At 65.2% G+C, this 11,582-nt stretch carries 12 protein-coding genes; 3 read left to right on the top strand and 9 right to left on the bottom strand.

Going from position 1 to position 11,582, the window contains the following annotated elements; all coding sequences use genetic code 11:
* The first annotated feature begins 561 nt into the window (after positions 1-561).
* Positions 562-1,134: a ParA family protein gene (locus Q0288_RS16585; protein WP_299432996.1), complete on the top strand. Its 573-nt coding sequence runs from the start codon at positions 562-564 to the stop codon at positions 1,132-1,134.
* Complete coding sequence (locus tag Q0288_RS16590) at positions 1,125-1,475, top strand: hypothetical protein (RefSeq protein ID WP_299432999.1); 351 nt, start codon at positions 1,125-1,127, stop codon at positions 1,473-1,475. Before Q0288_RS16585 ends, Q0288_RS16590 begins: the two co-directional genes overlap by 10 nt.
* A 29-nt stretch (positions 1,476-1,504) precedes the next feature.
* Here Q0288_RS16590 and Q0288_RS16595 read toward each other — a convergent pair whose 3' ends face one another.
* From Q0288_RS16595 to Q0288_RS16635, 9 genes are all read right to left on the bottom strand, one after another.
* Positions 1,505-2,914 carry a replication initiator protein A gene (locus tag Q0288_RS16595; RefSeq protein WP_299433002.1) on the bottom strand — a complete coding sequence of 470 codons (1,410 nt, stop codon included), beginning with the start codon at positions 2,912-2,914 and terminating at the stop codon, positions 1,505-1,507.
* Between the two features lie 778 nt (positions 2,915-3,692).
* Positions 3,693-4,634 carry a hypothetical protein gene (locus tag Q0288_RS16600; RefSeq protein WP_299433005.1) on the bottom strand — a complete coding sequence of 314 codons (942 nt, stop codon included), beginning with the start codon at positions 4,632-4,634 and terminating at the stop codon, positions 3,693-3,695.
* Positions 4,634-4,933: a hypothetical protein gene (locus tag Q0288_RS16605; protein WP_299433008.1), complete on the bottom strand. Its 300-nt coding sequence runs from the start codon at positions 4,931-4,933 to the stop codon at positions 4,634-4,636. The genes Q0288_RS16600 and Q0288_RS16605 overlap by 1 nt, the downstream gene beginning before the upstream one ends.
* Before the next feature lie 2 nt (positions 4,934-4,935).
* A complete protein-coding gene (locus tag Q0288_RS16610) occupies positions 4,936-5,433 on the bottom strand; it encodes a hypothetical protein (RefSeq protein WP_299433011.1) in 498 nt (165 codons plus the stop codon).
* On the bottom strand, positions 5,430-6,758 hold the full coding sequence (locus Q0288_RS16615) for a hypothetical protein (RefSeq protein WP_299433014.1): 1,329 nt from the start codon (positions 6,756-6,758) through the stop codon (positions 5,430-5,432). The genes Q0288_RS16610 and Q0288_RS16615 overlap by 4 nt, the downstream gene beginning before the upstream one ends.
* On the bottom strand, positions 6,755-7,810 hold the full coding sequence (locus tag Q0288_RS16620; RefSeq protein WP_299433016.1) for a hypothetical protein: 1,056 nt from the start codon (positions 7,808-7,810) through the stop codon (positions 6,755-6,757). Before Q0288_RS16620 ends, Q0288_RS16615 begins: the two co-directional genes overlap by 4 nt.
* Positions 7,807-10,362 (bottom strand): TraC family protein, encoded by a 2,556-nt coding sequence (locus tag Q0288_RS16625; protein ID WP_299433018.1) that lies wholly within the window; start codon positions 10,360-10,362, stop codon positions 7,807-7,809. The genes Q0288_RS16620 and Q0288_RS16625 overlap by 4 nt, the downstream gene beginning before the upstream one ends.
* Complete coding sequence (locus Q0288_RS16630; RefSeq protein ID WP_299433021.1) at positions 10,355-10,711, bottom strand: hypothetical protein; 357 nt, start codon at positions 10,709-10,711, stop codon at positions 10,355-10,357. The genes Q0288_RS16625 and Q0288_RS16630 overlap by 8 nt, the downstream gene beginning before the upstream one ends.
* A gap of 2 nt (positions 10,712-10,713) precedes the next feature.
* Entirely contained in the window at positions 10,714-11,058 is a 345-nt protein-coding gene (locus tag Q0288_RS16635) for a hypothetical protein (RefSeq protein WP_299433024.1), read from the bottom strand.
* A 197-nt stretch (positions 11,059-11,255) separates the two neighbouring features.
* Here Q0288_RS16635 and Q0288_RS16640 point away from each other — a divergent pair.
* On the top strand, positions 11,256-11,582 hold a 327-nt coding region (locus Q0288_RS16640; RefSeq protein WP_299433028.1), incomplete at its 3' end, for a hypothetical protein.

The following is an 11,582-nucleotide window of genomic DNA, read 5'->3' on the forward strand; positions in this document are numbered from 1 at the left end:
ACATCCCTCAGTTTACGACCCCTCGCGGATATGACCCCAAAACCCATATTGAGCCTTGGTTTATTGGCCTACATGTACCTCCAACAGCTCAAACTTCAGACCTGTTCTGGGGTGTTTGTACTGCGTCGTAGGCTCATTTCTCGTAAGTTGACCCTGGATCGATGTAAGCTAAACGCCTTCCTAGACACTGCTGCTTGAGCCTTGGGTAACTTGAGAGTAAGCTTTCTGTTGGTTATTTTTTGGCGTGTATTTGCACTGAGGTGTTGAAGTTGCTTTGGTAAAGATAGTCAGTTCTGGACGTACTTTCTAGTCAATTGTCAACAAGCTGTACATACAGCTTGTTGACAATACATACATCTTTCAGGTAGTCCATCTGTCAATAAATCTGTTTTTATTGACTTCCAAACATACATTTTGCAAGATGTATGTTTGTATTGCTTTACTGAAATACTCAAAGTAATATTGCTGTATAGACACCAAGCCAGTTTTCCAGACAACTGTCCTGCAAGTCCGATGGCAAGAAGGCAAGCAATAAGTTCAGCCAAACCAAAGGGGGTATTAGTGGGTAGTGTGATCAGCATCATCTCGAGGAAGGGCGGGTCAGGGAAGACCACCACCGCCATCCACCTGGCAACGCTCTACGCCCAGCGGGACTACGCGGTGAGCGTCCTCGACTTCGACAACGACGGCTCGGCGCTGGCCTGGCAGCGCCGCAGCGAGCGACTGCCCTTCGAGGTATTTCCGGCCAGCAAGACCGAGGCCGCGATGCGCCTGAGTGAGCGCAAGAACGGTGTGGTGATCATTGACACCCCACCCAACAACGCCCAGGCCCTGGGCGCAGCGGCCCGCGCGTCCAGCCGGGTGGTGGTGGTCTCGAGGGCCAACGCCCTCGAGGAAGACCGTCTGGCCCCGAGCATTGAGAACCTACTGGCCTCCGGCTTCGACGGAGAGTGGGGGGTGTTGATCACCCAGGTACGAAGCCGGAAGCTCGGCGACGAGTTGGCAGGCAACATCGCCACGGCAGGGTTCAAGGTCTTGGGCCAGATACCCTACCGGGTGGAGTACGAGCGGGCCTTCGGCTACGAGCCCACCCGCCTGGTGGACTACGAGATCGCACTGGGAGGTTGGTTATGAGCGGCAAAGACCCCAAGTTCGGAGCCCTCCTTGACATCGCCAAGGGCCTGGATCAGCGAGGGGAGACGACCGAGCGGGCCGCAGAACCCGCCGTCAACGCTCCGCCGAGCCCCGTCGAGCCTGAGCCGCTGCCCCTCCCCGCGCCTCCGTCCACGACCGCCAAGCCCAAACCCGCGATCATCGCGGCTACTCCGGCCAAGGTCGAGCGCAAGCTGATCTCGACCCGCCTCCCGGTCGACCTGCACAAGCGCCTCAAGCGCTACTGCCTCGAGAGCGAGCGCAACATCGAGGATGTCCTCGAGGAGCTGATCGAGGAGCACCTCAGGGCCGAAGGGTACTGAGCAGGGAAAGGGAAGAGGCTGACCGAACCTCAGGTCATCCCCATGCCCAGGCTCTCGTCCAGTCGGCGCATCAGGTCTTGGGCGAAGTGCTCGAGGGCCATCTCGGCCCGCGCCTTTATGGCGGCCTCGGTCAGCTCTCGCGGACTCAGCAGGCCGCGCTCGAAGGCATCGGCAAGCCCCGAGTAATAGCGGGTCGGTAGGCGCTTGCCGAACAGCACCGAGAGCATCCGCAGGGCCTTATTGGTGCGACCCTTCGCATCCAGGCTATCCCACTCGGCCTCGGCCTCCTGCTGTTTGCGCTCCTCGAGCTTGGCCTGGGCCTCGAGACGCTTCCGCCGGGCGGCCTCGGTCTCCTTGCGGCGGCTGGCCGAGACGAAGCCCTCGGGGTCTGCGTATTTGCCCTCCTCGTCGCGGATCACGTCCACCAGGAAACCGGCCTGGTTGCGCGGGGCGTAGCCTGCGGTGAGCATGGCCTCGAACTTCTCCAGCCGCTCGCGCACCCGCGCCACCCCGAGGCTACTCAGCAGGGTGTGGGCCATCTGGCGGGCCACCTTGTAGCGCAGCAGCCGCGTGGCCACCTCGATGGCCTCCTCGGGAATCGCGGGTTGGCGGGCGAAGGTGTAGATCACCTCCTGGCTGGGGCCGCGTCCCTGGTAGTCCACCGCCGCCAGGTAGCCGCGCTCGACGAGTTCGGCGTGGGCACCCTCGAGGGTGCGCCTGACCCTGGTGGGGGTCTTGTCCATGATCTTGCAGGCCTCGGCCCACTCCACGATGTTGGTGCGGAACTGGGCGACCTCCTGGCCCTCCACCGCGTGGCGCTGGGCATCCAGCAGGCGGTACAGGGCGCGGGTTTGGGGCCGATCCAAGCTGGTCAGGAATTCCAAGTCCAGCGGCTTGATGTGCTTGCCCCGGATGCTGTCGGTGATCACCTTGGCCAGCTTGATCCTGAGCACGCTGCTCCCACCCAGGTTCAGCTTGTCACTCTCGCTGGTGTACTCCAGGCCGTCAATGAAGCGGAATTTCACCGTGGACCACTTGGAGCCGGTGCGCCAGGCCTCGCTGGCGGTGAAGGTGGCCGCCGTGAGGCGATCCAGGCTGTCGCGCAGGGCCGCGTAGTAGTGCCCGCTGGTGTCCCAGCCGATCACCGAGAGGATGCGGTAGGCGCTGGTCACCACCGCCCCGTCCTCGGGGCTGCCCGCCTCCTGGTAGAGGGTGATCAGGGCCAGGCTCACGTCGTTGTCCAGGCCGTGCGGCACCCCGCCGTGCTCGGCCACCGCCACGCAGGATAGCTTGGCCCGACGCCCGTCGAGGTTCAGCTCAATCGTCCAACTCGTGTAGTCGGCGGGGATGCGCTCCTGGATGCTGATCAGCCCCAGGCGGGCCACGTTGGCCTCGTCGAAGCGGCGAATCTCCCCGGTCTCTTGCGCGGTCTTGCCCATCTGGTGGAGATTATACCGAGTGCGCCCTTGCGGTGACCTTGCTAGCATATGACCTCCTCCAGTACGACCCGTCCACGACCCCTAAGCCGAGCGAAAAAAAGCGGCCTGATGATGACTTTTAAGAATTCTGTTTTAAAGGAATTTGTAATTTAACAATTGTCAACAACAGAGCGCCCGGAAGAAACATGTCCTGAACGAATTTATTTCGATAAAATAGCCAAGTATTCCGATAATTTCGAGCTCCAAATAGCCGAGTGTTCCGATAATTCTGAGCCCTAAATAGCCGAGTGTTCCGAGGTTCGAGTTCCAAATAGCCGAGTATTCCGATACCTCCAGCGCCCCAAATGACCGAGTGTTCCGACACTACGGATGCCCAAATAGCCGAGTATTCCGATAGTCTGCGCCCCGGTTTGACCGAGTGTTCCGATAATTTGCCAGTCCAAATAGCCGAGTATTCCGATAGTGGTTCGGGGTTGATCCGACGAGCGGCCACAATGTGTAAGAACAGTGTCAGGGATGTATATTTTTGCCTGCCGCTCCCAGGGAAGGGGCCGCCAAATAGCCGAGTATTCCGATACCTCCTCGAGAACCAGTAGCCGAGTATTCCGATAATGAGCTGGGGCAAGGGCGGAAGGGAAATAGCCGAGTATTCCGATACCCCGACGACCCCCCAGAGCAGAGCGGTCTGTGGTCATCGTCCGTCCAGCCTTGCTTACGAGACTGAACGCTGATTTTGCTGCCAGGCAGCTCAGAGCTTCGACTCCAGGGAAGCCAACGGTCAAAGGGCGAGCTTCTGGCCTTCAAGAGGATGGCCCGCCAGGGCCGCGTCTATGGCGGTGGCCGCGTCGGGGTGCAGGCGAAAATCACCTCCCCCTAGAGCTTCCAGCAAGACCTCGAAGGCCGGTTCGACCCGGCGGCGCATCCGCTCGATGTCCACGTAGCCCGCCAGGCTCCAGTAGAGTGGCTTGCGCACGAACTCGTAGAGGTTCTTGGCGTGTACTGTGGCCACCACCTCGACCCCCGAGCGGGCCAGGTTGTCCATCACCTCCACGTCGGGGGCGAACTTTAACTCGTCCACCGCCACGCGGGTCGGCCCCAGATTGGCCATCGCCTCGACGATCAGCTTGGACTGCTCACGCACGTCGTGGACGGGCACGATACCCACCCGCCCCACGCCTGGATGGGGCCGCAGGCTGTCCCCGGCCACCTCCCCGCTGGTGTCTACCGCCACGCAGCCCCAGCCCTGGAGCTCCCCCGAGAGGCGCAGGAGGTCGCGCAGCAGGGTGGTCTTGCGCGAGCCGGGGCCGCCGATGATGAGCAGCTTCAGGCCGGGGGTGGCGACCAGTTCCCGCAGCGGCTCGGCCATGCCCAGCGCGGTGCGTCCGACGCGGACGACCATGCCGGTGCTCTGGCCGGTGGCCGAGCGGATCTCGCTGATGCGGTGCAGGCGACCCTTGAGCCCGGCCCTGCCGTCGGGGCGGAAGCCCCCCAGACGGCTGACGGCGGTGGCGACCTCGCCCAGCCTGGGTTCGTAGCCGAAGTCGGTGTAAACCCCGCCGACCTTGAGCTGTAAGGGGCGCTCGGCCACCAGGGCGATCTGCTCGAGGCCCTCCAGGTTGGCCTCGACGATCTCCCGCACCTCGAGGTCGAAGAGCTGGAGCAACTCTCCCAGGTCATCCACCACCACCTGGGGCCGGGCAGGGGAGGGCAGGCCCGGCATCAGCGCTCCGCCGGTTCGCCAGGGGCCTGGGGCTTGAACTTGAGCGGGGCCAGGTCGAGGGGTTTGGGGTTTTTGGCCCTGGAGGCTGGGCGTTTTCGCTGTAGCTCGCGCTGGGTGTGAAGCAGCCGCAGCACCGCCGCCATCCACAGCAGGACGCACCCCCAGACCAGGTGTTCGGGGCCGCGCAGGGCGGTGAGTAGGCCCGCCAGGGCCAGAAGAAGGGCCAGCACCGAGTAGGGGTTTCGCAGGGGCCGGGTCAGCAGCCCGAGAAACCGCAGAATTCTTTGCAGTAACTCCATCGTTATCTCCGTATCATCAAGCGCCAGGTTGCTCTAGGGTCTACTTCGAGTGCGCCCCCCAGCAAACGGCGAAACCACAGGGTTAGTTTCCTCACCTCGCCGGGCTCTTGCAGCAGCCGGGTCGGCGGGGCGGGCAGGGGAGACTGGGGGCGATCCACGAGGCTGCCCACGAGACCGAAGCGCCCCTCACACAGCAAGACACCCCGCCGCTCAGGGGTGATGACCCGGAAGAGCCTTGCCCCGGCCCAGCCCAGGCCCATCAGCCCGATGCCGTCGGTGCTGAACAGTCCTTCCTTGGGGCTGGCCACCAGCAGGGGAACCCCGTTCTTGGTGAGCTGGCGGTGCAGGGCCTCGGCGACCTCCCTCGAGCGCATCCCCGGCGTGTGGAGGTAGAGGCGGGTGTCGCAGCCCTGTATCCACTGCACCACTTGGGCGGCGGTCAGCCCCTGGGCCAAACCGAGGGGGGCCAGGGCCAGCCAAAGGGTCAGCGCCAGCCTCACCTCCCCCTCGGCGGGATCAGGTTGATGCGGCTGGCCTGCCAGGCGGTGGAGACCGAGCCGATGCCGCCCCCGATGATGCCGCCCAGCAGGCTGGGCACTTGGGCCAGCAAGGCCCCGCCTAGAATCAAGCCGATGATCAGGAAGACCACGCTCCCGATGGCCAGGATGGCGATGTCGCGCAGCGGGCGCAGCACGCTCTGCTCGATCTGGTTGCCCATCTGCCGCAGCACGTCGCCCATCTGGTTGCCCAGTTGCGCCCAGATATTCCCGGTGTTCTCGCGCTGGCAGACCGGCTGGCCCAGCGCCTCGGGGTCGCCGTTCAGGGCATTAAGGCAGGCCTCGATGCGCTCCTGCGAGGCTCCGTTGAGGCGGTCTTTGGCCTGCTGGGTCAGGGCGGCGGCCTGGTTTACTTGGGCATCGAGGTTTTGGGTGATGCGCTCGACGTTCTTCATGGACTGTACGAAGGCCACGTCAATCGCCAGGGCCATCGTGGGCGGCAGGAACACCACGGTTAGCAGGGCGGTCAGGAATACGGTCATGCAGCCGAGGGCCAGGTTCTGGTAGCCCCAGATCAGGAAGCCGATGGCGACGGGGAGCAGGTAGCAGACCATCACCACCGCCAGCCCCGAGAGCATGATGCCCAGCGCGTAGAGGGAGAGCAGCGGGTAGGTGGACTGCTGGGCCAGCCCCAGGTAGCGGAAGGTGGACTTCCCGGCCATGCGGGCGGTGGCCGCCGCCCCCTCGGAGAGCTGCCCGCCCACGACGGGTGCGCCGGGGCTGCGGAGAAGGCCCGCGCCCGCGCTGAGCGCACTCTTGGTCACGTAGGGGATGGCCACGATCCCGGCGGCGCTGGCCACCCGGCTGACCCCCAGCACCAAGGAGTCCTGGGCCTCGAGGACTTTCTGCTCGATGTCGTTGTCGAAGCGGGTGGCGCTCCAGGCGTAGGCGTTCTGCCAGAGGTGCTGCAACAGGCCGCGCAGTTCCAAGTTCCCCGAGCCCAAGGTGGTGCTTAGAAGCGAGGCGTAGATCGCCGCCACCAGCCATAGCTTGGGGTGCTCCAACTCGCTGCCACTCAGGGTGAGGTCGTAGCTGCGTTTGATCAGCCCGATAAAGAGCACCGCGCCTCCCAGCCAGAGCATCCCCTCGGCCAGCCCGGAGGTGCGGAGGCGGCGGTCAATCGAGGCCAGGTAGCTCAGGGGGTCGGGGGCTACGGCCCGGATCACGCTGCCCGGCAGGGTGCGCTGGGCGTTCTGCGCGATGGTTTGGCTGGTTTGGGCTAGGGCGGGGGCCAGTAGGAGGGTTAGCAACATCAGCAAGCGCATCATTCCCCCCACCTGAAGTCGCGGATGCGCTCGGGGTCGTAGAAGAGCCCCACCGTGTTGCTGATGTTGCGCCCGCTCTGGGTCAGCTCGTCCACCGCCTCGAGGTTCTCCTGGGCCAAGGCCTCGAGGCCAGCTTGCTGGGCCTCGGCTTGGGCCGAGAGGTCTTGGGCGGTGCGGGCGATCAGCTCGCTCAACTGGCTGTTGGTCAGCATCTGCTGTTTGGCCACCTCGGCCACCGATGAGATCAGGGTCGAGCCGATCACCGCGTCGCTCTTGAGAATGGCCCCCAAGGCCTCGGTCTGGATCTCGGCCACTTGGCGGGTGGAGAGGGCGGCCTGGGCGCGGTGGGTCAGTTCGTCGGCCTGGCCCAGTCGCCCCGCAGGCAGGCCCTCAGTGCCCACGATCTTTTGGGCTAGGTTGACTGCTGACCCCACCGCCCCGCTGACGTTCTCGCGGGTCTCCTGGCTGTTCTTCTGCACCACGAAGCTGCGGTTGAGCTGGGCCACCCGGTTGTAGATTTCCCCGTTGGCAGCGGCCTCTTGGCTCAGGCCCAGCATAGGGTTGATCTGGCGGTACTGCCGTCCCAGACCTTCGGCGGTGGTGGTGGGCAGGCCCAAGGCCGAGCGGGCGGTGTTCTTGTGGCGGTAGCCGTCGCGCACCGCGTAGAGCATCTGGCGGCGGAAGTCGCGGTAGGTCATCCGCATCGTGTCGTTGGCGGCGTTGAGCCAGTCGTCCACCCCGGCGATGCCCAGCTCAGAGCCCAGCGCGTTGGCGAAGTCGCCGATCCACTGCCCCGCCACCTCGCGCCCGAACTCCCCCCAGTCGCCGTTGACCAAGGATTCGTCCACGAAGCCGTAGATGCGCCGCAGGGTGCAGAGCCACTCGAGGTTGGGGATCTCGCCTATAGGCAGGGTGCCCAGGTTGGGGATCTGAAGCTGCCCGTTGCCCTGGGCCACCCGGCAGGCCCCCTGCAAGGCCCCGCCGATGTCTTCCCAGCTCTGGGCCTGGGCCGCGCCCGCCAGACCCAACACAAGGGTTAGGTAAAGTGCTTTCAAGTCGTCTCTCCTTTCCCCAGCCGCCGCAGGGCCTCCTCAAAACCCCACTGCTCGACCAGCCGCTCGCGCAGTTCGACCTCGGCGGCGCTGGTGGTGTTGATCCAATACTCTTCAGGAACGCTGTCGAAGCGCACCACCTCCGCGTCCACCCCGCTCTTGTAGCGCAACCAAGCTAGGAACTCGGTGTAGCGCCCGCTCTGGCCCGAGAGCCCCTCGATCTGCTCGAGCGCCCCGCTGGTCAGGTCGGGGAACAGGCGGGGGTACTGCCCGGTTACCCCCCGGCTCTCGCCGATCAGCAGGATCGAGAGCGACTCCAGGAGTCCGGGCACTTCCTGCAAGTCCATCAACGAGTTGTTGATCACGAAGGTGCCGCAGTTGAAGGTGCGGCCCCGGCGGATAAAGCCCATCACCAGGTCGCGGGTGGAGGGGTGTTTGAGCGCGGCCCAGATTTCGTCGGCAAAGATGCGCTTAGGCTGGGCGCGGTCGCGGGTGGCCCTGCGCCACATCTGGTACTGCATATAGAGGGTGGCGGCGGAGCGCAGGCCGGGGTTCGCGTCCAGGCCCCAGGTGGAGAAGTAGAGCACCCGGTTGTCTTTGATATGCACCGTACTTTTGCCGTCAAACATCCGCCCATTGAGACTGCTGCCCGTCCAGTTGGCCAGTTGCCCGGCCATTGTGGCAGCTACCCGCCGCTCGGACTCGCTCATGCGGTTGCCCCCCAGTTCTTTCAAGGTGCCGATATACTCCCGCAAGGCCCCGAGTTGGGTTCCGGCGAAGTGGGTTTGGATTGCGCCTGCCGTGTCGCGGCTGCGGGTCAGGGCGTTTTGGTAGCAGGCTTCGATACCTTGGCGTAGCAGCCGCTCCTTGATGGCCTGGTCGGCGGGGTCGGGCAGTTCGGGGATAGCGGCGCTGACCCAGGCGCTGAGGAAGTCCTGCTGTTCGCGGTCGGGTTCGGTCTGACCCGGCTGGAGGTCGAAGGGGTTGTAGACCTCGCCCTCGGGCCTTAGAGCCAAGTAGGCCCCCCCGTAGGCTTGGGTGAAGCCTTTGTAGTTCTCCCCGTGCTCCATGATCATCAGCGAGACCCCCTGGTTGAGCAGGTGCGCCCCCAAGACCTGGGCGGCGTAGGTCTTGCCCCCGCCGGAGGGGGCCAAGAGACAGCCGTTGAAGTTTTTGAGGCCGGGGTCTAGCAGGTCGAGGCCGTAGAGGCCGTCGCGGCGGTTCCTGAGCAGGATGCCAGACTGGGCCGCGCCGCTGCGGGGCTGGGTGTAGGGCAGCAGGGCGGCCAGGTCGGACTCGTAGCCCTGGGTGCGGAAGTCGTTGGCCAGCCCGGCCAGGGGCAGCAGGTTCAAAAAGACCCAAGGGTGCTGCACCCCGTTGCACAGCGGGTCGGCCCCCACGAACGCATTAAGGGCGCTGATTGCGCGGTTCTTGGCGGCCTCCACCTGTTGGCGCTCGCGGCAGACCAGCACCAGCCCCAGCCCGAAGCCGAAGGTGTGGTCGCCGCTTTCCTCCATCGCGTGGATGGCTTGGGTGAGCTGGGTCTGCTTACGGGTGGTGGAGATGTCACGGGCCAGCCCGCCCAGGTCTTTGAGCATGTCCAGCTTCTCCTCTTTTTTATAGAGGCTGGCGCGGGCGCTCAGGGGTTCTTCGTGCAGCAGGTCTACCGCCAGGAAGCCGGTCAGGCCCTCGAGTGAGTCCAAGACCCGGCCCAGCATCCCCGGCAGGTTGTGGGCGGGCAGGCCGTTCAGCACCACCGTGGTCACGAAGCGGTCGCCGATCTGTAGGAAGCCGGGGTTGGAGGTGTCCCAGACCGAGGCCGCGAGCTGGCGGCGCAGGCTGGGGAAGTCGGCCCCCTGGGCGATTTGGGCCTTGCTGGGCAGGGGCGGGCGCTCGTGGCGGGGGACGAAGGCGGGCGGCTGGCCCTCGGCCACGCCCACGTTGAGGTAGCGGCGCATCAGGGCGAAGGCCTCCTGGGTCTCCAGGGCGCGGGGGCGCAGCTTGGCGCGGGAGAGGAAGGCCTCGAGGCGGCCCCGCAGTTGGTGGGCCTCCTCTAGCCTGTCCTGCAACTCGCTGGGGCGCAGGGTGGGGTTGGATCGGCGCTTGCCCAGCCCCAGGGTGCAGGAGAAGTAGGTGCGCCACGCTCTGGTCTGACCCCGGAGTTGGAGGCCCTCGAGCAGGTTCGCCCGGCTTTCCAGCACCGCCCGCAACAGGGGTTGCTCGGGGCTGATGCGCTGGCGGTACTGGGCCAGGCGCTCGCCGCCCTCGGGGCCGAACTCGACCAGGAACCTGGCCCGCTCGCCCACCGGGACGGCGCTGCGCAGCAGCAGGCGGTAGGCCTTCCAGCGCTCCTCCAGGGTCTCAGGGCTGCCCAGCGCGTCGCCGCCGAGGTCTATCTCGAAGGCCAGCTCGCGCACCCCGAAGGCGTTGAAGGCTAGGCCCTCCTCGAGGTCGTGGTAGGGCAACTGGGTGACCAGGTTGGTCACCCGGTAGCGCCCCTTGAAGAAGGCGTAGAGGGGGTTGGGGGCGCGGTAGGGGAGGCGGGTGTCAGCCATGCCCCTCCTCCAACTCGATCACCAGCGGCCTTGGCTCCTCGTCCAGCCCCACCCACCACAGGGTGCCCATGCGCTGGGACTGCCACCAGTGGCGCAGGTAGTGGGGCGGGATGCGGGCCTTCTCGCCCATCCACACGGTGGTGCCCACGTAGGCCGCCAGCCCTGCCAGGATCACCCGCAGCGGCTGGAGGTCGGTGGCCCGCAGCATCACCAGGTAGGCCAGCAGGGCCACCCCCGCCCCCGCCGCGAAGTCGGCGGGGGTGAAGTTCTTGAGGGTGACGCTCACCGAGGGGCGCAGGGTCTTGCTGAGGCCGCGCAGCCGGGGCGGGGCGTTGGGCTCGGGTGCCATGCCTAGCAGCCCAGCCCGAACCAGGCCCCGATGCCCACCATGCCGCCGATCACCACGGCGCCCACCACACCCTGGATGGCCGCGTCCAGCCCCTTGCTGCGGTTGAGATACCAGCCCCACACCGCCAGCAGCACCAGCACGAAGCCCACGATCACCACCACCCGCCCGGTAACCAGGCTGGCCACGATGTTGTTGCAGGCGGTGGCGGCCCGCGCGTCGAAGAGCGCCCCCGCCTGGGCGGTGCTAAGGGCCACCAACAGCCCCAGCAGCCATAGGTTGAGCCCGCCGATGCCTTTGCGCCGACGGCCCAACACCGACAACCTTGCCGATTTCTTTTTCCACTGCATAACACGACCTCTTGCCGCACCGGATGCGCGGCAAAACCCGTCGAAGACGGTCGAGAAGGCTTCAAGTTTTGGCCGCTCGAGAATTGTTTTCCCTTACACCACCTCCGAAAACAAATATATATTTTCATTTACATTTGTCAATAGAATTATGTGTATATGTATTGCACTTTTTCACTTTCTTGAGTAACATCAGCCCCGTGGAAAACCTCCCCCTACCCCCCGAGATCGTGCAAGAGGCCGAGGCCCTGCTGGGCCGGGAGATGCCCGGCGACCCCGAGAGCAAGGCCTTCGAGCAGTGGCTGCTCCAGCTCTACGAGGAAGACGCGGGGCTGGCGGCGGCGCTGGTGGAAGAACTCGAGCGCAGGCCGAGCGCCCAAGAAGCAGAGCCGGGCGTGATGGAGCAGGAGCGCCGCCGGATGCAGCGGCAGGAGGCCTGGAGCCGCTGGTGGCAGCGCCTGTGGAACGTGGAGAACCAGTACGGCGAGTGGGTGCCCAACCAGAAGCGCCGCCTGGCGGCGGGGTTC

The sequence above is a fragment of the uncultured Meiothermus sp. genome (assembly GCF_937863175.1).
In the GTDB taxonomy this organism is placed as follows: Bacteria; Deinococcota; Deinococci; order Deinococcales; family Thermaceae; genus Meiothermus.

Coding starts and splice junctions, on each gene's coding strand:
- Q0288_RS16595 (WP_299433002.1), bottom strand. CDS start 2,914: ATGGGCAAGACCGCGCAAGAGACCGGGGAGATTCGCCGCTTCGACGAG.
- Q0288_RS16600 (WP_299433005.1), bottom strand. CDS start 4,634: ATGCCGGGCCTGCCCTCCCCTGCCCGGCCCCAGGTGGTGGTGGATGAC.
- Q0288_RS16605 (WP_299433008.1), bottom strand. CDS start 4,933: ATGGAGTTACTGCAAAGAATTCTGCGGTTTCTCGGGCTGCTGACCCGG.
- Q0288_RS16615 (WP_299433014.1), bottom strand. CDS start 6,758: ATGATGCGCTTGCTGATGTTGCTAACCCTCCTACTGGCCCCCGCCCTA.
- Q0288_RS16625 (WP_299433018.1), bottom strand. CDS start 10,362: ATGGCTGACACCCGCCTCCCCTACCGCGCCCCCAACCCCCTCTACGCC.
- Q0288_RS16630 (WP_299433021.1), bottom strand. CDS start 10,711: ATGGCACCCGAGCCCAACGCCCCGCCCCGGCTGCGCGGCCTCAGCAAG.
- Q0288_RS16635 (WP_299433024.1), bottom strand. CDS start 11,058: ATGCAGTGGAAAAAGAAATCGGCAAGGTTGTCGGTGTTGGGCCGTCGG.